Genomic DNA, 20,631 nt, shown 5'->3' on the forward strand with positions numbered 1-20,631 from the left:
CGGCCGGTCGCGGCCGCCGGGGGAGCCCACCCGACGCGCTTTTCGGCATGCCGGTCACCGCCGCGTGGCAGAGCGTCACTTCCCGAGGTCGGAGCGCACCATCCCGGTCCGCCCCCCTTTGCTCTGCACCCGGATACGCAACGCACTACGCACCGCGCCGGGATCGCCGAACCCGCCCCATCCATGGCCTTGCATCTGCCCAGCCCGCCCCCGGTGTTGCGTCCGTGGGTGCAGAGCAAAGGGAGCGAGGGATGTCTGGCGGGGTCGGCCAGACGTGACGGACAGTCAGCCCGGGGAGCCGCCGTGGGTCGCCGCTCGCCCGTCACCGACCGTGTGCGGGGAGGCCGGCGCGGCAAAGGTGGCCTGGCCAGCGGATCAGGGCCGCAGGCAGGGCGCATAGGCTGGGCGGATGGTTGATCGCACCGAGCCCCGCCCCACCGCGGCCAGCATCGAGCGCGCCCTGCGCCGGGCCGCCTCCGGGCTCGCGCTGGACGTCGACGAGGCCGCCGCCCTGCTCGCCGCCCGGGGTGCCGCCCTGGACGAGCTGCTCCGCGTCGCCGGTGACATCCGCGACGCCGGCCTGCGCGACGCCGGCCGTCCCGGCGTCGTCACGTACTCGAAGAAGGTCTTCGTCCCGCTGACCCGGCTCTGCCGGGACCGCTGCCACTACTGCACCTTCGCCACCGTCCCGCACCGGCTGTCGGCCGCCTTCCTCGACCGGGACGAGGTGCTCGCCATTGCCCGGCAGGGCGCGGCGCAGGGCTGCAAGGAGGCGCTGTTCACCCTCGGCGACCGGCCCGAGGAGCGCTGGCCGGCCGCCCGGGAGTGGCTGGACGCGCGCGGCTACGACTCGACCCTCGACTACCTGCGCGCCTGCGCGGTGGCGGTGCTGGAGGAGACCGGCCTGCTGCCCCACCTCAACCCCGGGGTGCTCTCCTGGTCGGAGCTCCAGCGGCTCAAGCCCGTCGCGCCGAGCATGGGCATGATGCTGGAGACCACCGCGACGCGGCTGTGGTCGGAGCCGGGCGGCCCGCACTTCGGCTCGCCCGACAAGGAGCCGGCGGTGCGGCTGCGGGTGCTCGACGACGCCGGCCGGGTCGGGGTGCCGTTCACCACGGGCATCCTGATCGGCATCGGCGAGACCCCGGCCGAGCGGGTCGACGCGCTCTTCGCGATCCGCCGGGCCCAGCGCGCGTACGGCCACCTCCAGGAGGTGATCGTGCAGAACTTCCGCGCCAAGCCGGACACGGCGATGCGCGGCATGCCCGACGCCGAGCTGCACGACCTCGCCGCCACGGTGGCGGTGGCCCGGGTGCTGCTCGGCCCCGGCGCCCGGATCCAGGCCCCGCCGAACCTGATCGCCGGCGAGTACGCCCTGCTGCTGCGCGCCGGCATCGACGACTGGGGCGGCGTCTCGCCGGTGACCCCCGACCACGTCAACCCGGAGCGCCCCTGGCCGCAGCTCGACGAGCTGGCCCGGCGCACGGCGGAGGCCGGCTTCACGCTGCGCGAGCGGCTGACGATCTACCCCGAGTACGTCCGGGCCGGCGACCCGTGGCTGGACCCGCGCCTGCTGCCGCACGTGTCCGCGCTGGCCGACCCGGCGACCGGCCTCGCCGTCGAGTCGGCCCGCCCGCAGGGCCGGCCCTGGCAGGAGCCGGAGGAGGTGTTCGGCGGCGGGCGGACCGACCTGCACGCCACCATCGACACCACCGGCCGCACCGGCGACCGGCGTGGCGACTTCGACAACGTCTACGGCGACTGGTCGGAGGTGGCCGCGCAGGCCGACGCGAGCCGGGCGGGAGCAGGGGCGGCAGCGGCGGCGGGAGCGGCAGCGGCAGCGACGGCCGGGGAGGGCGCCGGGGACGCCGAGCTGCGGGCCGGGCTGCGGCTGGCCGCCGACGACCCGGCGGCGCTGCTGACGCCGGCCCACGAGGCGAAGGCGCTCGCCCTGTTCGCCGCCGACGGGCCGGCGCTGGACGCGCTGTGCCGGATCGCCGACGACGTGCGCCGCGACACCGTCGGCGACGACGTCACCTACGTCGTCAACCGCAACATCAACTTCAGCAACGTCTGCTACGTCGGCTGCCGGTTCTGCGCGTTCGCCCAGCGGGAGCGCGACGCCGACGCGTACCGGCTCTCCGTCGACCAGGTGGCCGACCGGGCCGAGGAGGCGTGGGCCGCCGGCGCGACGGAGGTCTGCCTCCAGGGCGGCATCGACCCGAAGCTGCCGGTCACCGGCTACGCGGACCTGATCCGGGCGATCAAGGCCCGGGTGCCGGGGATGCACGTGCACGCGTTCTCGCCGATGGAGATCGTCACGGCGGCGGCGAAGGCCGGCGTGCCGGTGAAGGAGTGGCTGACCGGGCTGCGCGAGGCCGGCCTCGACACCATCCCGGGCACCGCCGCCGAGATCCTCGACGACGAGGTGCGTTGGGTGCTCACCAAGGGCAAGCTGCCGGCCGCCGCCTGGGTCGAGGTGGTCTCGACGGCCCACGAGCTGGGCATCCGGTCCAGCTCCACCATGATGTACGGCCACGTCGACCACCCCGGGCAGTGGCTGGCCCACTTCCGGGTGCTGGCCGGCGTGCAGGACCGCACCGGTGGGTTCACCGAGTTCGTGGCGCTGCCGTTCGTGCACACCAACGCCCCGATCTACCTCGCCGGCATCGCCCGGCCCGGCCCCACGTGGCGGGAGAACCGGGCGGTGCACGCGATGGCCCGGCTGCTGCTGCACGGCCGGATCGACAACATCCAGTGCTCCTGGGTGAAGCTCGGCGACGCCGGGACGGCGGCGATGCTCAACGGCGGCTGCAACGACCTGGGCGGCACCCTGATGGAGGAGACGATCTCCCGGATGGCCGGCTCGGGCAACGGCTCGGCGCGCACCGAGGAGCAGTTGCGGGCCATCGCGGCGCTGGCCGGACGACCGGCGCGCAAGCGGACGACCGCGTACGGTCACCTTCGGCCGTAGCGTCGAACCTTTCCGACGTGCGGGCCGTACCACTGCTTGCCGGCGGCGGCTGAGGCCAGAGCCGCGGTCGGCGGCCCCCTGCGGGCCCGGCGGTCGGCCGGCCCCGCCTTTCGTCACCGCGGGCGCGGACGCGCCGCGCGCCGGAAAGGTTGCCCATGTCCAGTGATCAGCGGAAGCGGCGTTGGCCGCGACTGACCCGCCGGCAGACGTTGACCGCCGCGGCGAGCGCCACCCTCGGGGCCGCCGCGCTCACCGTGCCCGGGTTGTCCGCGGCGCAGAACTCCCCGTCGTCCGGCGGGAAGAAGGACGAGCCCATCGTCGTGCACCTGCGGGGCGGCGACGCCATGGACGTCTTCGTCGGCACGTCCCGGATCGAGGTACGCGACCGCGGCCTGGCGGACCGGCTGCGGCGCGCCGCCGGCAAGCGCTGACGCCGGCCCGGTCCCGTCTCTCCGGCGCGGCTCCCGGCGCCGGCCCTCTCCACTCTTCCCCTGATCGCTTGCTGCCCAGTGAGGTTGGTCCGCCATGTCTTCCCACCGCGAGGCCCCGGAGATCGCGAAAGATCCGGTCGCCGACAGCTCCGACCTGTACGCGTTCGTCAGCCCCGACCGCCCCGACTCGGTCACGCTGATCGCCAACTACGTGCCGTTGCAGCTCCCCTCCGGCGGCCCGAACTTCTTCGAGTTCGGCGACGACGTGCGGTACGAGATCCATATCGACAACGACGGCGACGGCAAGCCGGACGTCACCTACCGGTTCGAATTCACCACCGAGATCACGAACCCGAACAGCTTTCTCTACAACACGGGGCCGATCGAGTCGCTGGACAGCAAGAACTGGAACCGCAAGCAGTTCTACTCGCTGACCCGCATCGCCGACGGCAAGGAGCACCGGCTGGCCAACAAGCTGGCCTGTCCGCCGTGCAACGTCGGCCCGCTGTCCACCCCGAACTACGCCGCCCTGGCCCGGCAGGCGACGTTCAGCCTGTCGACGGGGGAGAAGGTCTTCGCCGGGCAGCGCGCCGACGGGTTCTTCGTCGACCTGGGGGCGATCTTCGACCTGGGCACCCTGCGGCCGTTCCAGCAGTTGCACGTGGCCGGCAAGAAGCTGTTCAAGGCCGAGGGGGAGCCGGTCAACGCCACCGACCGGATGAACGTGCACACCCTCGCCGTGCAGGTGCCGCTGAACCGGGTGCGCCGCAAGGCCAACCGGTACGGCACGCACGACCGCGCCTCGGTCATCGGCGTGTGGACGTCGGCGTCGCGGCAGCAGGCGCGGATCCTCGGCAACGGTTCGGCGAAGGACACCGCGACCGGCCCGTTCGTGCAGGTGTCACGGCTCGGCAACCCGTTGTTCAACGAGGTCATCGTGCCGATGTCCAAGAAGGACGAGTGGAACACGCTGCCGCCCACGGAGGACAAGCGGTTCGCGAAGTTCGTCGAGCAGCCGGAGCTGGCCGCCCTGCTCCCGGTGCTCTACCCGGGCGTGTTCCCCAAGCTGGACGCGCTGAACAAGACGAAGAAGCCGCGCGCGGACCTGCTGGCGATCCTGCTCACCGGCATCCCGGCCGGGCTGATCCAGGGCTTCTCCAACAACACCGGCGACGTCCAGGCCGACATGCTGCGGCTGAACACGGCGATCAGGCCGAGTGCCAAGCCGGACCGGTTCGGGGTGCTCGGCGGCGACCTGGCGGGCTTCCCGAACGGGCGGCGGGTCGCCGACGACGTGGTCAGCATCGCGCTGCGGGCCATCGCCGGGGTCACCGTGCCGCTGGTCGACAAGGGGTTCACCCCGGACGCGGCGGCCGGTGCGGTCACCCCGGGCCTGAGCGCCGCCGACGTGACGGCCCCGTTCCTGCGCAACTTCCCCTTCCTCGGTACGCCGTACGACGGGTTCAACAACCCGCCGGCGTCGTCCTGACCCGGACGGAGCGAACCGATGCACTCCCACCATCATCACCACGCGTACGGGCCGACGGAGACCGGCACCGTCGTCCTCGATCTGGGTGGCGACACGGGTGCCCTGATCATCTACACGGGCCGGGCACTGCACGGCCGGGAGATCGAGATCAGTCGGGTCGACGGGGTGGACGCGCCGCGCACCCACGTCGCGGTGCGTGAGCGCATCGTGCAGGACGGCACCTTCCACAGTGCCGTCTACCCGGATCTTGCCGCAGGGCTCTATACCGTCTGGTGGGATGAGGACACACCCGCCGGGACGGTCGCCGTGACCGGGGGAGCGATCGCGGAGTTCACTTGGCCCACCAGCGCACCTTCGGTGGCGATCTGACCCACCGCTCAGTTCTGACCGCTGCGCCCCGTCCACCATGTGGACGGGGCGCTGTCGGCGTTGTGGGCGCGATGGGCAGTCGCGGCCAAGTCGCGTTAACCTGTGCCCCACCAAGATCAGCATCGCGTCGTGGCCCCGCCCCCCGGGGCCGCGCCGGCGGCTTCGCCGTGTCGGCCGGCGGGCCGCCGCGGCAAGAAAACTCGGGCAACTCGCCGGGGAGGGCGTTACTCGTCCGGGGTCTGAATCGATAGGGCAGGTTGCGAGGCCGGACGGCCGCAAGGGCCGTCCACGGCGTGTCGGGAGGGCGACTCCATTATCAAGTTCGGCTTGACGGCGCACGCATTACACGCGTGTAATTTGAATGGGGTTGTTCGCACGGAACGCAACAAATGGGGACCGGACGGACACGCACGCCTTTCGCGTGGGGGGTTGCAGCGGCGACGACGCCGGTGCGCGACAAGGAGGCATCTTTAGATGGACGGCCAGCTTGAGGTGGCCGACCTGCTCGGGAACGCGCCGGAGTGGCAGGAGCAGGCACTCTGCTCCCAGACCGACCCGGAGGCGTTCTTCCCCGAGAAGGGCGGCTCGACCCGCGAGGCGAAGCGGATCTGCTCGCGGTGCGAGGTCAAGACCGAATGCCTGGAATACGCTCTCGGCCACGACGAGCGGTTCGGGATCTGGGGTGGGCTCTCGGAACGGGAGCGGCGCAAGCTCAAGCGGCGGGCCGCCTGAGCGTTGCCGGGCCGGGGCGGTGGGGGCCGCCCGGCCCGGGCGTCCGGAGCGTGCGTCGGGGGGCGCGCGCCGGGGCGCAGCGGGGCTGCGGGGCGCGGCTGGGCGGGCGGGCCCGGGAGGCGGTCGGCTACGCCAGCTCGTCCGGGTCGACGCCCAGCAGGTTCGCCACCTGCTCGATGATCACATCGTGCACCAGGTCGGCCAGGTCCTCGCGGTCCATGGCCCGGAACTCCAGCGGCCGGCGGTAGAGCACGATCCGGGGCGGGACCTCCTGCCGGCCGGGACGCCCCGGCAGCAGCCGGGCCAGCGGCACCTCGCCGTCCTCCAGCACGTCGGAGTCGTAGACGTTCAGGTCCGGCGGCACGTCCTCCACCGCGAACTCCACGCCGGCCAACTCCTTGGCGAACCGCCGCTCCAGGGTCTCGACCGTGTCGAGCACCAGGTCGTCGAAGACCTCGGCCTTGGTCCGGGCCAGCGGCACGGTCGCCGGGACCAGCCGCCCGCGCAGGCCCCGCCCGTGGCGGTCACGGTGGGCGCGCCGGCCGGGGCCGGGGCGGCGGTGTTCCGGACTGGTCATGACGCACAGGGTAGCCCGCCGAGTCGCCCCGCCCACGGCTGTGCGGCTGTCGCGGCGCGCCGACCCCGCCCGTCACCGCCCGACGCGTCGGATGTTGCGAATTGTGATCTCGATGACGGGCGTGTCGCAACGCGAACCGGTGCGCCGGACCCGGTAATGGAGATACCCTCCCGCCGTGAGGTCACCACGGCGCTGCTCAAGAAACGGCTGCCCCCGGCAAGCGGTCGCCACATTGACCTATGTCTACAACGAGTCGACGGCCGTGGTCGGGCCCCTCGCGGCCTTCGCCGAGCCGCACACGTACGACCTCTGTGAGCCCCACGCGCGCAGCCTGACGGCCCCCCGGGGCTGGAACGTGGTCCGCCATGAGGGCGAGTTCGAGCCCCCACCGCCCAGCGCCGACGACCTGGTCGCCCTCGCCGAGGCCGTCCGCGAGGCCGCCCGGCCCGCGCCGCCCCGCCCGCCGAGCGACGACCAGGGCGGCGGCCCGCAGCACCACCACAACCCGCAGACGGGCCGCCGTGGCCACCTGCGGGTGATCCCGCCGAACCACTGACCGCCGGTCCACCGTGCCCGCCGTCGGCGCGGCGCGGAGGCGCGCGCCGGGCCGCTCAGTGGCCGAGGAAACGCTGGAACACGGCGGCCCGCTTGGCCGGCCGTCCCGTGCGCAGCTCCGCCCGGTCGGCGGAGAGCATCACCCGCAGGCCCGCGTTGACGGCCAGCCAGCGCAGCGGCTCCGGCTCCCAGCGCGGCGAGCGGTGTCCCACCCACGGCAGGTCGGTCAGGTCGCTGTCCGCGCTGAGGATCAGATCGGCGAGGGTACGCCCGGCGAGGTTCGTCGTCGCGACCCCGTCGCCGACGTACCCGCCGGCCCAGGCGAGCCCGGTCGCCCGGTCGAGCCCCACCGAGGCCGACCAGTCGCGGGCCACGCCGAGCGGGCCGCCCCAGGTGTGCGTCACGGGCACCTGCGGCCCGAGCTCCGGGAACAGCTCGCCCAGCGTCCGGCGCAGCGCGGCGAAGACTTGGGGCTCCCGGTCGAACTCGGGCCGCACCCGGGACCCGAAGTGGTACGGCGCGCCCCGCCCGCCGAAGGCCAGCCGGCCGTCGGCCGTGCGCTGCCCGTAGATGATCACGTGGCGGTGGTCGGAGAACGTCTCCCGCTCGGCCAGCCCGATCCGCGCCCACGTCTCCTCGGGCAGCGGCGCGGTGGCCACCATCAGCGAGTAGACCGGCGCGACGACCCGCCGCTGCCCGGGCAACCCCGGCGTGTACCCCTCGGTCGCCCGCACCACCACCGGCGCGCGGACCACCCCGGCCGGGGTCACGGCCGCCCCGGCCCGGATCGCGGTCACCGGCGTCCGCTCGTGGACGGTCACCCCCCGACGCTCGACCGCCCGGGCCAGCCCGCGCGCCAGCCGGGCCGGGTGCACCACGGCGCAGTGCGGGGTGTACGTCCCGCCGCGTACCCCGTCGGCAGCGCAGCGGGCGGCGGCCTCGGCCGCGTCGAGCAGCACCAGGTCGTCGGCGGTCAGGCCGTGCGCGTGGGCCTGCGCCACCTCCGCGCGAGCCCGGCCGAGCTGGGCCGCGCTGCGGGCCAGCGTCACCGTCCCGCCGAGGTGCCAGTCGCAGTCGACGCCCTCGGCGGCGGCCACCCGCCCCACCTCGCGGACGGTGGCCTGCATGGCCCGCTGCATCCGCAGCGCCGCGTCGCGGCCGTGCCGGCGGGCCAGCGCCGGCAGCGAGGTGGGGAACAGCGCCGAGCACCAGCCCCCGTTGCGCCCCGACGCGCCGTACCCGGCGATCTCGGCCTCCAGCACCGTGATCCGCAACGTGGGGTCGGCGAGCGCGAGGTAGTACGCCGTCCACAGCCCGGTGTAGCCGGCTCCGACGATCACGACGTCCGCGTCGGCGTCCCCGCCCAGCGGCGGGCGGGGCGTCAACGGTTCGTCCACGGTGGACAGCCAGTACGACAGCTCCTGGTAGCGCATGCGACGGCCCGGCTTCGCGTCGGCTCGGCGGTTACAGCCGGGCCCACGCCTCGGTGAGCACCGCCCGCAGGATCTGCTCCATCTCGTCGAACTGCTGCTGCTCGGCGATCAGCGGCGGCGCGAGCTGCACGACGGGGTCGCCCCGGTCGTCGGCCCGGCAGTAGAGCCCGGCGGAGAACAGCGCGGTGGAGAGGAACCCGCGCAGCAGCCGCTCCGACTCGGCCTCGTCGAACGTCGCCCGGGTCGCCTTGTCCTTCACCAGCTCGATGCCGTAGAAGTAGCCGTCGCCCCGCACGTCGCCGACGATCGGCAGGTCGTGCAGCTTCTCCAGGGTGGCGCGGAACGCGTCCTCGTTGGCCCGGACGTGCCCGATCAGGTCCTCCCTGGCGAACACCTCCAGGTTGGCCAGGGCCACCGCGCAGGAGACCGGGTGGCCGCCGAAGGTCACCCCGTGGGCGAACATGCCGGTCTCGGTGAGGAACGGCTCCATCAGCCGGTCGCTGGCGATCATCGCGCCGAGCGGGGCGTACCCGGAGGTGATGCCCTTCGCGGTGGTGATGATGTCCGGCCGGTAGCCGTAGCGGACCGCGCCGAAGTATTCGCCGAGCCGCCCCCACGAGCAGATCACCTCGTCGGAGACGAGCAGCACGTCGTACGCGTCGCAGATCTCGCGGACCCGCTCGAAGTAGCCGGGCGGCGGCGGGAAGCAGCCGCCGGAGTTCTGCACCGGCTCCAGGAAGACCGCCGCGACCGTGTCCGGCCCCTCCCGCTCGATGGCCCGCCGGATCTCCTCGGCGGCCCACCGGCCGAACGCCTCGGGCGAGTCGCCGTGCTCCGGGGCCCGGTAGAAGTTCGTGTTCGGCACCTTCACCGCGCCCGGCACCAGCGGCTCGAAGTCGGTCTTGATGCCGGGCAGCCCCGTGATCGACAGCGCGCCCATCGACGTGCCGTGGTACGCGATGTAGCGGCTCACGACCTTGTACTTGTTGGGCTTGCCGGTCCGCTTGAAGTAGGCCCGGGCCAGCTTCCACGCCGCCTCGACGGCCTCCGAGCCGCCCGTGGTGAAGAAGACCCGGTTCAGGTCGGCGGGGGTCAGCGAGGCGATCTTCTCGGCCAGCTCCACGGCCTTCGGGTGCGCGTACGACCACAGCGGGAAGTAGGCCAGCTCGCCGGCCTGCTTCGCGGCGGCCTCGGCCAGCTCGGTGCGCCCGTGGCCGGCGTTGACGACGAAGAGACCGGCCAGCCCGTCCAGGTAACGGCGGCCCTGCGAGTCCCACACGTACGCGCCCTCGCCGCGCACGATCGTCGGCACCTCGCCTGCGGAGTAGCTGGCCATCCGGGTGAAGTGCATCCAGAGGTGGTCGGTGGCGTTGGCCATGTCAGCCCCATCGGGTCTCGGGCCGGTCAGGGGTGACACCGGCCGCTCTGCCCACGGTTATCCCACAGCCGCACGCCGAAAGGCAAGTGGTATCGGTGGCACTTGACCCGCTGGGCAACGGATTCGGCGCGCTCAGGCGCTGTGGGCAACGGAATCCGCATCGTGATTGATCTCTCGCATCTCCCGGCTTCCCTGCCGCTCTCGCGGCTCTTCCGGCTCTCCCGGCTGTTCCGGCTCTCGCGGCCCTCCGGGCTCTTCCGGCTCTCGCGGCCCGCGCGGGTCCTGCGGCTTTCCCGTGCCGTGCGGGTCTCGCGGGGCTCACTGGGCACGCGGGTCCTGCGGCTCTCCCGGGCGGTGCCGTTGCGCGGACGGCCGGGTGCGGGCATGCGTGGGCCCTAGGGAGCTGAGTCACCAACGACATCACCCGCCCCCGACCACCTCTCCCGCGGCGGCGGCTGGTGGACGCGGGCGCGGTGGAACTGGTCGGGGTCCCCGCATCCCCGCCACTCCCGCCACATCCCCACGCCACATCCCCACGCCACCAACCCTCGGCCGCCACCCCAGCCCCCGCCGCATCGGCCGCATCGCGCGCCCCAGCCGCATCCCACGCCACCCCGGCCGCCCCCACGCAGCCCTCCACGTCACCTCCCAGGCACCTCGCCCGCCGCGATCCGGCCGTCCCGAACGCAGATCTTGGAGCGAAATGGCCCCTCCAGGGGCCGAAATCTTCCAAGATTCACCCGTCTCCGTCTCCGCTCACGCCCCGTCCTGTCCCGTCCCCGCCCTGTTCCGTCCACGCCCACGCTTACGCCCCCGCCCATGCCCCCGCCCCCGCGCACGTCTCCAGACTGTGAGGGCTGGGGCCGGGGTGAGTCATCTACGACATCAGCTCCCTAGTGGCGTGAGGGACCTCGCCCTGTCGGACGGGCGCCCCTGAGGCCGGGCGGCCGGGCAGGCGGGCGGGCGGATGGTCCGGTGGGTGGTGGACGTTGTCGGGGCATCCGGCGGGCGTTCGACACCCATCTCGAATGCGCGCGAGACGTGCGGAATAGGTCCCGCCGCCACCTGCCGTTCCGGGCCCACCGTCGACACCCTGCGTCGCTATCGTGCCCACTGCACGTGACCGCGACAGGAGGCTCGTTGGGCAACGAGACGCTGCGGGTGGCGCTGCCCGGCCGCGGGTCGACCGCGCTGATCAGAGAGGTGGCGACGACGTGGAGCTGACCGACGCGCTGGCCGGTGCCCGGTGGCGCACCGCGACCCGCAGCAGCAACAACGGCGGAAACTGCGTCGAGGTGGCCGACAACCTGCCCGGCCGGGTGCTGGTGCGCGACAGCAAGGACCGCGACGGCGGCACCCTGAGCTTCGCCCCGGCCGCCTGGCGGGCCTTCGTCGGGCAGGCTCAGGCGGTGCCCCAGCTGTAGGTCTGCTTGCGCAGCTTGAGATAGACGAACGCCTCGGTGGCGAGCACCCCGTCGACGGCGCGCAGCCGCTGCAGGATCTCCAGCAGGTGTGCGTCGTTGCGGCACACCACCTCGGCGAGCAGGTCGAACGACCCGGCGGTGATCACCACGTAGTCGACCTCCTCGAACTCGGCGAGCCGGTCGGCCACCGTCTCTAGGTCCCCGTCGGTGCGTAGGCCGATCATGGCCTGCCGGGGGAAGCCGAGCTGGAGCGGGTCGGTGACCGCGACGATCTGCATCACCCCGGCGTCGAGCAGCCGCTGCACCCGCTGGCGCACCGCCGCCTCGGACAGGCCGACCGCCTTGCCGATCGTCGCGTACGGCCGGCGGCCGTCCTCCTGGAGCTGCTCGATGATCTGCTTGGCGACGTCGTCCAGCAGAGCGTGACTGGCACCTTCACGCACGGTGACGCGCCGACCCCCGCCGCCGCTCTCCTGCTGTCGGATGACCATCGTCAGCTCCCCATGTCCGCTTCTCCTCCGGGATCGTAATGCCCCGGCGCAGTCTGGCGTAATTCGTGGTGCATTGCTATGCCCGCAACGGAATCCCTTGTGAGGCAGGTCGGCTCATGTCAGGATCAGTCGTCCATCGCCTGAAGACCCTCCCGCCGTCGGGCCTCCCCCGTCCCGCCCGCCGACGATGACCCCCTAGGAGTCGTCACATGCGAACTCCCCTCCGGCCCCTCACCCGGCGTGGTCTGCTCACCGGCACCCTCGGCTCGGCCGCGATGCTCGCCACGGCGGGCGCGCTCGCCGGCTGCGGCACCAAGGGCGCCGTGCAGACCGAGGCCGGCTGCGTCAGCGAAGACCTCTCCGGCACGGAGAAGAAGCTGGCGTTCTCGAACTGGCCGCAGTACATGGACGTCGACGAGAAGGACGAATCGAAGCGTCCGAGCCTGGACGCGTTCGTCGCGAAGACCGGCATCCAGGTCACCTACACCGAGGACATCAACGACAACAACGAGTTCTTCGGCAAGGTGCAGAACCAGCTCGCGGCCTGTCAGGGCACCGGGCGGGACATCATCGTGCTCACCGACTGGATGGCCGCCCGGATGATCCGGCTCGGCTGGATCCAGAAGCTCGACCCGGCGAAGATCCCCAACGTGGCGGCGAACCTGTTGCCGTCGCTGCTCAACCGCTCCTTCGATCCGGACAGCCGCATCGCCGTCCCGTGGCAGTCCGGCCTGGCCGGCCTCGCGTACAACGGGTCGGTCACCAAGGAGATCCGCACTGTCGACGAGCTGCTGACCCGGCCCGACCTCAAGGGCAAGGTCACCGCGCTGTCGGAGATGCGCGACACGATGGGCCTGCTGATGCAGTCCAACGGACACGACCCGGCGAACTTCACCACCGCCCAGTTCGACGACGCACTCAACAAGCTCAAGAAGGCCGTCGACTCCGGGCAGATCCGCAAGTTCACCGGCAACGACTACGCCCCCGACCTCGCCAAGGGCGACATCGCGGCGTGCGTCGGCTGGTCCGGCGACATCATCCAGCTCTCCGGGGAGAACGACAAGATCAAGTTCGTCGCGCCCGACTCCGGCGTGATGCTCTTCAGCGACAACATGATGGTGCCCAACAAGGCCACCCACAAGGCGAACGCCGAAGAGCTGATCAACTACTACTACGAGCCGGCCGTCGCCGCGAAGCTCGCCGCGTACGTCAACTACATCTGCCCCGTGCAGGGCGCGAAGGCCGAGATGGAGAAGATCGACCCGGAGTTGGCCGCCAACCCGCTGATCTTCCCCGACGAGGCGCTGCTGTCGAAGTCCAAGGTGTTCATGGCCTTGGACGAGAAGCAGGAGAAGGAGTTCGAGGGCAAGTTCCAGCAGGTCATCGGGGCGTGACGGGGATGAGCGCGAAGACGACGGGACACGACGCGCCGGCCGGCGACCTGCGGCTGGTCAACCTGACCAAGAGGTTCGGCATCTTCACCGCGGTCGACGACCTCGGCCTGACCATCCCGCAGGGCTCGTTCTTCGCCCTGCTCGGGGCGTCCGGGTGCGGCAAGACCACCACCCTGCGCATGATCGCCGGCCTGGAGCAGCCGACGAGCGGGCAGGTGCTCCTCGGCGACCGGGACATCGCCCGGCTGCGCCCGTACAAGCGGCCGGTCAACACCGTGTTCCAGAGCTACGCGCTCTTCCCGCACCTCGACATCTTCGACAACGTGGCGTTCGGGCTGCGCCGGCGCGGCATCCGTTCGGTCGACGCCGAGGTCAACCGGATGCTCGCCCTGGTGCAGCTCGCCGACTTCGGCCACCGCCGCCCCGCCCAGCTCTCCGGCGGGCAGCAGCAGCGCGTCGCGCTCGCCCGGGCGCTGATCAACCGGCCGCAGGTGCTGCTGCTCGACGAGCCGCTCGGCGCGCTCGACCTGAAGCTGCGCCGGCAGATGCAGATCGAGCTCAAGCGCATCCAGACCGAGGTCGGCATCACCTTCGTGCACGTCACCCACGACCAGGAGGAGGCCATGACCATGGCCGACACCGTCGCGGTGATGAACGCCGGGAGGATCGAGCAGCTCGGCGCGCCCGCCGACATCTACGAATACCCGGCCACCGCGTTCGTGGCGAACTTCCTCGGCCAGTCCAACCTCCTCGCCGCCGAGGCCGCCGGGCCCGCCGGGTCCGACGTGCCGGTCACCGCCCACGGCGCGCGCTACTCCGTGCCCGCCGGCCGCGCCCGGGTCGCCTCGGGCCCGGTCTACCTGGGGGTACGCCCCGAGAAGCTGCACCTCGTCGACGCCGCCGATCGGGTCCCCGCCGGCCACCAGTACGTGACCGGGGTGGTCACCGACGCCTCGTACGTGGGGGTCAGCACCCAGTATCTGGTGCGCACCGGCTGGGGCAGCGAACTGACCGCGTTCGCGGCCAACAGCGGCCTCGGCGGCCGGGTGCCCGTCGGCGCGTCCGTGGTGGCGCACTGGGACCCCCGGCACGCGTTCCTGCTGCCCCGCCCGCCCGGCGCGGACGACGCCACCGCCGGCCTGCTCGACGAGCCGGTGGGTGCGTCCTCGTGACCGCGCTGGCCCACGTTCCCACGTCGACGGGGCAACCCGCGACGCCCCCGCCGCCGCCCCGGGGCGGGCGGCACCGGCTGCTGCCGTACCTGCTGCTCCTGCCCGGCGCGGCCTGGCTGCTGCTGTTCTTCGCCGTGCCGCTGTTCCAGCTCGCCGCCGCCAGCCTCTACGACCCCAGCGGTTCCCTCTCCACCGGGTACGCGCTGACCTGGGCGTTCGGCAACTACCCCGACGCGGTGCAGGCGTACTGGCCGCAGCTCGGCCGGTCGTTCCTCTACGCCGGCATCGCGCTCGTGCTCGGCCTGCTGATGGGCTACCCGCTGGCGTACGCGATCGCCCAGAAGGCCGGCCGGTGGAAGAACCTGCTGCTGGTCTGCGTCGTCGCCCCCATGTTCACCAGCTTCCTGGTGCGCACCCTGGCGTGGAAGACGATCCTGTCCGACAACGGCTGGTTGGTCGGGCTGCTGCGCGACGTGCACCTGCTCGGCCCCGACGGCCGGCTGCTCGCCACCCCCGTCGCGGTGGTGCTCGGGCTGACGTACAACTTCCTGCCGTTCCTGGTGCTGCCGCTGTACGCGAGCCTGGAGCGGCTCGACTACCGGCTGCTGGAGGCGGCCGGCGACCTGTACGCGAGCCCGGTGCAGACGTTCCGCCGGGTCACCCTGCCGCTGTCGATGCCCGGCCTGATCGCCGGCACGCTGCTGTTCTTCATTCCGGCCACCGGCGACTACATCAACGCCGAGCTGCTCGGCACCCCCAACGAATACATGATCGGCAACGTCATCGACTCGGCGTTCCTGGTCCGGCTGGACTACCCGCAGGGCGCGGCCCTGTCGTTCCTGCTGATGGCGGCGATCCTCGCGGTGGTCTTCGTCTACCTGCGCCGCGCCGGCACGGAGGAGGTGCTGTGAAGGTTTCCCGCTGGCTCGCCGACCACTGGGTGATGGGCGTCGCCCTGCTCGTCCTCGGCTACCTGTCGCTGCCCATCGCCGTGGTCGCCGCCCTGTCGTTCAACCGCCCGTCGAGCCGCCTGTCGTACGACTTCAACGAGTTCACCCTCGACAACTGGCGGCAGCCCTGCGCCACCTCCGACATGTGTGACGCCGTGGTGCGCAGCGTGCAGATCGGCTTCATCGCCACCGTCGTCGCCACCGTGCTCGGCACGCTGATGGCGTTCGCGCTGGTGCGGCACCGGTTCACCGGCCGCTCCGGCATCAACGTGCTGATCTTCCTGCCGATGGCCACCCCCGAGCTGGTCATGGGCACCTCGCTGCTGGCCCTGTTCGTCTCCGCCGGGGTGCCGCAGGGCTTCTGGACCGTCGTCATCGCCCACGTCATGTTCTGCGTGTCGTTCGTGGTGGTCACCGTCAAGGCCCGGCTCGCCGGCATGGACCGCCGGCTGGAGGAGGCCGCCGCCGACCTGTACGCCAGCCCATGGCAGACGTTCCGCCTGGTCACCCTGCCGCTGGTGCTCCCCGGCATCGTGGCCGCCGCGCTGCTGGCGTTCTCGCTCAGCTTCGACGACTTCATCATCACCAACTTCAACGCCGGCACCACCGTCACGTTCCCCATGTACGTCTGGGGTGCCGCCCAGCGGGGCATCCCGCCGCAGGTCAACGTCATCGGCACGGCCATGTTCGCCATCGCGCTGCTGCTCGTCGGGCTCAGCTCGCTGCGCGGGCGGCGGGCCCGCCGGCACACCCTCCCGGTCGCACCGGCGACCGGCCGGCGGGCGAAGAGCCCGTCATGATCCTCCCGCATACCGGCCGGGCGCTCGCCGACGCGGCGCCCGTACCGTACTGGCTCGACCGGCCCGAACGCCCCGACCCGCTGCCCCCGCTGACCGGCGCGCACACCGCCGACCTGCTGGTGATCGGCGGCGGGTACGGGGGGCTCTGGGCCGCCCTGCTCGCCAAGCAGGCCGACCCCGACACCGACGTGCTGCTCGTCGACGCGGGCACCTGCGGCTGGGCCGCGTCGGGGCGCAACGGCGGGTTCTGCTCCGCCTCGCTCACCCATGGCCTCGCCAACGGCGTCGCCCGGTTCCCCGGCGAGGTCGCCGAGCTGGAACGCCTCGGCCGGGAGAACCTCGCCGCGATCGCCGCCACCGTCGACGCGTACGGCATCGACTGCGACTTCGAGCGCACCGGCGAGCTGGCCGTGGCCGTGCGGCCGTACCAGCTCGACGGGCTCGCCTCCGACGCGGAGCTGGCCCGCAGCCACGGCCACGACGTGCGGCTGCTCGGCCGCGACGAGGTGCGCGCCGAGGTGGACTCGCCGACGTACCTCGGCGGGATGTGGGACCGTGACCGGGTGGCCATGCTCGACCCGGCGAAGCTCGCCTGGGGCCTGCGCCGCGCCTGCCTCGACCTGGGCGTCCGGATCCACGAGCACACCCGGGTCACCGGGCTGCGCGGCGACGCCGCCGCCGTGGCCGCCAGCACGGCCGGCGGCGTCGAGCAGGCCCCCGGCGTCGTCCGCGCCCGCCGGGTCGTGCTCACCACCAACGCGTTCCCGCCGCTGCTGCGCCGGCTGCGGGCCTGGGTCGTGCCCGTCTACGACTATGCGCTGATGACCGAGCCGCTGACCGACGCCCAGCGCGACGCGATCGGCTGGCGCAACCGGCAGGGCCTCGCCGACACCGGCAACCAGTTCCACTACTACCGGATCACCCGCGACGGGCGGATCCTGTTCGGCGGCTACGACGCCGTCTACCACCACGGCAACCGGGTCGCCCCCGAGCTGGAGCAGCGCCCCGCCACCTTCACCGCCCTCGCCGAGCACTTCTTCACCACGTTCCCGCAACTCGCCGACGTCCGGTTCAGCCACCGCTGGGGCGGCGTCATCGACACCTGCACCCGGTTCTGCCCGTTCTTCGGCACCGCCTACGACGGCCGGCTCGCCTACGCCGCCGGCTACACCGGCCTCGGCGTCGGGGCCACCCGGTTCGGCGCGCGCGTCATGCTCGACCTGCTCGCCGGCGCGGACACCCCGCTCACCCGGCTTGCCCTCGTCCGGGGCAAGCCGCTGCCGTTCCCGCCGGAGCCCGTCCGGGCCGCCGGCATCCACCTCACCCGCTGGTCGCTGGCCCGCGCCGACGCGCGCGACGGCCGGCGCAACCCGTGGCTCCGTACGCTCGATCGTCTTGGTTTGGGGTTCGATTCCTGATGCGTATCCTGCTCGTCGGCGCCGGCGGGGTCGGCTCCGCCGCCGCCGCCATCGCCGCCCGCCGAACATTCTTCGACACCATGGTCGTCGCCGACGCCGACGCCGCCCGCGCCGCGCGGGCCGTCGCCGGCCACGGCGACCGGTTCGTCGCCGCGACCGTCGACGCCTCCTCTGCCGACGCCGTCGCCGCGCTGTGCCGCGAACACCGGATCACCCACGTGCTCAACGCCGTCGACCCGCGCTTCGTCATGCCGATCTTCGACGGCGCGTACGCGGCCGGCGCCGACTACCTCGACATGGCCATGTCCCTGTCGCACCCGCACCCGAAGCGCCCCTACGCCGAGACCGGCGTGAAGCTCGGCGACGAGCAGTTCGCCGTCGCCGACCGCTGGGCGTCCGCCGGCCGGCTCGCCCTGTGCGGCATTGGCGTCGAACCGGGCCTGTCCGACGTCTTCGCCCGCTACGCCGCCGACGAGCTGTTCGCCGAGATCGACGAGATCGGGGTACGCGACGGCGCGAACCTCACCGTCGAAGGCTACGACTTCGCCCCGTCGTTCTCCATCTGGACCACGATCGAGGAGTGCCTCAACCCGCCGGTGATCTGGGAACGCGAGCGGGGCTGGTTCACCACCGAACCGTTCAGCGAGCCCGAGGTGTTCCACTTCCCCGAGGGCATCGGCCCCGTCGAGTGCGTCAACGTCGAGCACGAGGAGGTGCTGCTCATCCCGCGCTGGGTCGACGCCCGGCGGGTCACCTTCAAGTACGGCCTCGGCGAGGAGTTCATCGAGGTCCTGCGCACCCTGCACAAGCTCGGCCTCGACTCCACCGAGCCGGTCACCGTGCGCGGCGTGCGGATGTCCCCGCGCGACGTGGTCGCCGCCGCCCTGCCCGACCCGGCCACCCTCGGCGACCGGATGCGCGGCAAGACCTGCGCCGGCACCTGGGTCACCGGCGTGGGCAAGGACGGCGAGCCCCGCGAGGTCTACCTCTACCACGTCGTCGACAACGAGTGGTCCATGGCCGAGTACGGCCACCAGGCCGTCGTCTGGCAGACCGCCGTCAACCCGGTCGTCGCCCTGGAGTTGCTCGCCACGGGGGAGTGGACCGGCACCGGTGTGATCGGCCCCGAGGCGCTGCCCCCGCGCCCGTTCCTAGACCTGCTGACGATCTACGGCTCCCCCTGGGGCCTGGAGGACCGGCGGTAAAGGAAGGGCACCTTGTTAACGCTTTCGGTATAGGAAGGGCCCCCTATTAACGGCCCGTACGGCCGGAAGGCCGGGCAGTGGCGACCCCGTACGGCGGCTCCCCGCCGACCCGTACGACCCTCCCCGCCCGGATGGGGCACGATGCCGCCTGCCCGGTTTCCGCCCCGGACTGTACGTATCGGCCGGTTTGCCGATCGACGTCGTTGAGGATCGGTACGGCGGTTACCGAGCCGCCCCTCCCTGGTGACACTCGGTGTCGTGACCCACCAGCCGCCGTACCACCGAAACCCCGCCGCCCCCGTCGTGCCATCCGTTGCCCGGGCGGGATGGTTCCGTCGCCTCCAGCCCGGGCAGCGGGTCGGTGTCGTCCTGGGCGGCGTGCTGTTGTCGACCGTGCTGCTCTGCTGCGCGGGAGCCGCCGTCGTCGGGACACTCGCCGACGACCCGGGGCAGGGGCGTACCGCCGTGGCGGCCAAGGCCAGCCCGCCCGCCGCCGCCCCCGAGCCGGCCGTGTCCGATGCGGCCGCGCCGGCTACCGCGCCGCCGCCCACCGTCTCCGCGGCTCCGTCGTCGCCGACGGCCACGCCCCCGACCGTGGAGACGCGCACCGAGAAGGAGACACAGACGATCCGGTACGCGGAGCGGACCGTGAAGGACCCGTCCCTGGTCAAAGGCAAGCGGGTCGTCCGCACCCGGGGAGTCAACGGGGTCCGCACGCTGACGTACCAGGTCACCCTGACCGACGGGGTGCCCACCGGTCGGAAGCTGCTCCGGTCGGTCGTCACGAAGCAGCCGGTCATCCAGGTCGTCGCGGTGGGCACGAAGCAGGAGCGCCAGTGCGACCCCAACTACAGCGGCTGCGTGCCGATCGCCAGCGACGTCGACTGTGCCGGTGGCGGCGGCAACGGCCCCGCGTACGTCACGGGTCCGGTGAAGGTCATCGGCGTCGACATCTACGACCTGGACCGCGACAACGACGGCTACGGCTGCGACGACTAACCCCCTGCCGCCCCACCCCAAGTCGCCGGCGATCTTGCACTTTGGGCCCCGTCAAATATCGTGAATCGCCCATTCCTGGGGCCGCAAGTGCAAGATCGCGGAGGTGGGCCCCCGGGATTGGAAACCTTCCTGACGGATGGCTGAACCCGGCAGCGCTCCCAGGCCGTACCGCTCGGCGTAGGCCGATCATCGGACGACGGGAGAGGCACGTGAGGGTACGGCGGACGCATGTCCTGGCAGCGGGGATGGCCGTGGTCGCCTCGGCGGTGGTGGCGGTCGGGACGGGTCTCGGTTTCGCCGAGACGGCACCGGCGCGGCAGAGCGTGTGCCAGGGTTCGGTGACGTTCTCGGCGGAGGGGGGTGGGCCGGCGGCGACGAGTGACCGTTTTCCGGTGGGTACGCGGTTGCGGGTGACCAATCTGGACAACGGTCGGGCGGTGACGGTGGTGGTTACCGGCCCGTCGGGCAGCTGTGTGCTGCTGAACGTCGCCGCGATGGACCTGGTGCGGGAGCCGGGGAAGAACGTCGTGCGGCGCAACGTGGTGGAACGCCTCGATGGCGGCGGCACACCCGCGCAGCCCGGCGGGGCGCCGGCCCAGCCCGGTGCACAACCCGGTGCCCAGCCCGGGGGTGCGACAGCGGCCCCACCCGCACGGCCGAGCGCCTGCCAGGGTTCGGTGACGTTCTCGGCGGAGGGGGGTGCGCCGGCGGCAACGAGTGACCGTTTTCCGGTGGGTACGCGGTTGCGGGTGACGAACCTGGACAACGGTCGGGCGGTGACGGTGGTGGTTACCGGCCCGTCGGGCAGCTGTGTGCTGCTGAACGTCGCCGCGATGGACC

The 20,631-nt window shown here is 72.5% G+C and carries 19 protein-coding genes; 15 read left to right on the forward strand and 4 right to left on the reverse strand.

Translation table 11 applies throughout. The annotated features are described in order from the left end of the window. Window positions 1-409: 409 nt before the first annotated feature. The 5 genes from LPA42_RS17720 (at window position 410) to LPA42_RS17740 (ending at window position 5,995) form a co-directional block, all read left to right on the forward strand. Window positions 410-2,974 carry a bifunctional FO biosynthesis protein CofGH gene (locus LPA42_RS17720; protein WP_077936240.1) on the forward strand — a complete coding sequence of 855 codons (2,565 nt, stop codon included), beginning with the start codon at window positions 410-412 and terminating at the stop codon, window positions 2,972-2,974. Between the two features lie 155 nt (window positions 2,975-3,129). After that, window positions 3,130-3,405 (forward strand): hypothetical protein, encoded by a 276-nt coding sequence (locus tag LPA42_RS17725; protein ID WP_043961986.1) that lies wholly within the window; start codon window positions 3,130-3,132, stop codon window positions 3,403-3,405. Window positions 3,406-3,499: 94 nt separating this feature from the next. Beyond that, entirely contained in the window at window positions 3,500-4,894 is a 1,395-nt protein-coding gene (locus tag LPA42_RS17730; protein ID WP_077936241.1) for a DUF4331 domain-containing protein, read from the forward strand. Window positions 4,895-4,912: 18 nt separating this feature from the next. Further along, the gene (locus LPA42_RS17735; RefSeq protein WP_077936242.1) at window positions 4,913-5,263 is read left to right on the forward strand and encodes a phospholipase; all 351 of its coding nucleotides are present in this window, start codon (window positions 4,913-4,915) and stop codon (window positions 5,261-5,263) included. A 474-nt stretch (window positions 5,264-5,737) separates the two neighbouring features. Then, complete coding sequence (locus LPA42_RS17740; RefSeq protein WP_007074725.1) at window positions 5,738-5,995, forward strand: WhiB family transcriptional regulator; 258 nt, start codon at window positions 5,738-5,740, stop codon at window positions 5,993-5,995. Window positions 5,996-6,122: 127 nt separating this feature from the next. Here LPA42_RS17740 and LPA42_RS17745 read toward each other — a convergent pair whose 3' ends face one another. After that, the gene (locus LPA42_RS17745; RefSeq protein WP_007455785.1) at window positions 6,123-6,572 is read right to left on the reverse strand and encodes a metallopeptidase family protein; all 450 of its coding nucleotides are present in this window, start codon (window positions 6,570-6,572) and stop codon (window positions 6,123-6,125) included. Between the two features lie 175 nt (window positions 6,573-6,747). On the opposite strand from LPA42_RS17745, the gene LPA42_RS17750 reads away from it, so the two are divergent. Beyond that, a complete protein-coding gene (locus LPA42_RS17750; RefSeq protein ID WP_074476608.1) occupies window positions 6,748-7,128 on the forward strand; it encodes a DUF3499 domain-containing protein in 381 nt (126 codons plus the stop codon). Window positions 7,129-7,183: 55 nt separating this feature from the next. Here the strand turns inward: LPA42_RS17750 and LPA42_RS17755 are convergent, their stop codons facing one another. Both LPA42_RS17755 and LPA42_RS17760 read right to left on the reverse strand, forming a co-directional pair. Then, window positions 7,184-8,560: an FAD-binding oxidoreductase gene (locus LPA42_RS17755; RefSeq protein ID WP_077936244.1), complete on the reverse strand. Its 1,377-nt coding sequence runs from the start codon at window positions 8,558-8,560 to the stop codon at window positions 7,184-7,186. Between the two features lie 31 nt (window positions 8,561-8,591). Continuing rightward, entirely contained in the window at window positions 8,592-9,938 is a 1,347-nt protein-coding gene (locus LPA42_RS17760; RefSeq protein ID WP_077936245.1) for an aspartate aminotransferase family protein, read from the reverse strand. Between the two features lie 1,214 nt (window positions 9,939-11,152). Between LPA42_RS17760 and LPA42_RS17765 the strand changes: the two genes are divergently transcribed. Next, on the forward strand, window positions 11,153-11,362 hold the full coding sequence (locus LPA42_RS17765; RefSeq protein ID WP_228986693.1) for a DUF397 domain-containing protein: 210 nt from the start codon (window positions 11,153-11,155) through the stop codon (window positions 11,360-11,362). Here LPA42_RS17765 and LPA42_RS17770 read toward each other — a convergent pair. Continuing rightward, window positions 11,341-11,853: an Lrp/AsnC family transcriptional regulator gene (locus LPA42_RS17770; protein WP_077936247.1), complete on the reverse strand. Its 513-nt coding sequence runs from the start codon at window positions 11,851-11,853 to the stop codon at window positions 11,341-11,343. The genes LPA42_RS17765 and LPA42_RS17770 overlap by 22 nt on opposite strands. Before the next feature lie 209 nt (window positions 11,854-12,062). On the opposite strand from LPA42_RS17770, the gene LPA42_RS17775 reads away from it, so the two are divergent. The 8 genes from LPA42_RS17775 to LPA42_RS17810 all read left to right on the forward strand — a co-directional run. Further along, window positions 12,063-13,247: a spermidine/putrescine ABC transporter substrate-binding protein gene (locus tag LPA42_RS17775; RefSeq protein ID WP_077936248.1), complete on the forward strand. Its 1,185-nt coding sequence runs from the start codon at window positions 12,063-12,065 to the stop codon at window positions 13,245-13,247. Between the two features lie 5 nt (window positions 13,248-13,252). After that, entirely contained in the window at window positions 13,253-14,419 is a 1,167-nt protein-coding gene (locus LPA42_RS17780) for an ABC transporter ATP-binding protein (RefSeq protein ID WP_077936253.1), read from the forward strand. Further along, window positions 14,416-15,330, forward strand: coding sequence for an ABC transporter permease (locus LPA42_RS17785; protein ID WP_077936249.1), 915 nt, complete (start codon window positions 14,416-14,418; stop codon window positions 15,328-15,330). The genes LPA42_RS17780 and LPA42_RS17785 overlap by 4 nt, the downstream gene beginning before the upstream one ends. Next, window positions 15,327-16,169, forward strand: a complete 843-nt coding sequence (locus LPA42_RS17790; protein ID WP_228986694.1) for an ABC transporter permease — start codon at window positions 15,327-15,329, stop codon at window positions 16,167-16,169. Before LPA42_RS17785 ends, LPA42_RS17790 begins: the two co-directional genes overlap by 4 nt. Next, entirely contained in the window at window positions 16,166-17,587 is a 1,422-nt protein-coding gene (locus LPA42_RS17795; RefSeq protein WP_077936250.1) for an FAD-binding oxidoreductase, read from the forward strand. Before LPA42_RS17790 ends, LPA42_RS17795 begins: the two co-directional genes overlap by 4 nt. Continuing rightward, entirely contained in the window at window positions 17,587-18,792 is a 1,206-nt protein-coding gene (locus LPA42_RS17800; protein ID WP_077936251.1) for a saccharopine dehydrogenase family protein, read from the forward strand. Before LPA42_RS17795 ends, LPA42_RS17800 begins: the two co-directional genes overlap by 1 nt. 258 nt (window positions 18,793-19,050) lie before the next feature. Beyond that, the gene (locus LPA42_RS17805; RefSeq protein ID WP_228986695.1) at window positions 19,051-19,791 is read left to right on the forward strand and encodes a G5 domain-containing protein; all 741 of its coding nucleotides are present in this window, start codon (window positions 19,051-19,053) and stop codon (window positions 19,789-19,791) included. Between the two features lie 209 nt (window positions 19,792-20,000). Beyond that, window positions 20,001-20,631, forward strand: a 631-nt coding sequence (locus tag LPA42_RS17810; RefSeq protein WP_228986696.1) for a DUF5979 domain-containing protein, incomplete at its 3' end; no start/stop codon positions are given.

Source organism: Micromonospora sp. DH13 (genome assembly GCF_020873825.1).
Lineage (GTDB): Bacteria > Actinomycetota > Actinomycetes > Mycobacteriales > Micromonosporaceae > Micromonospora > Micromonospora haikouensis.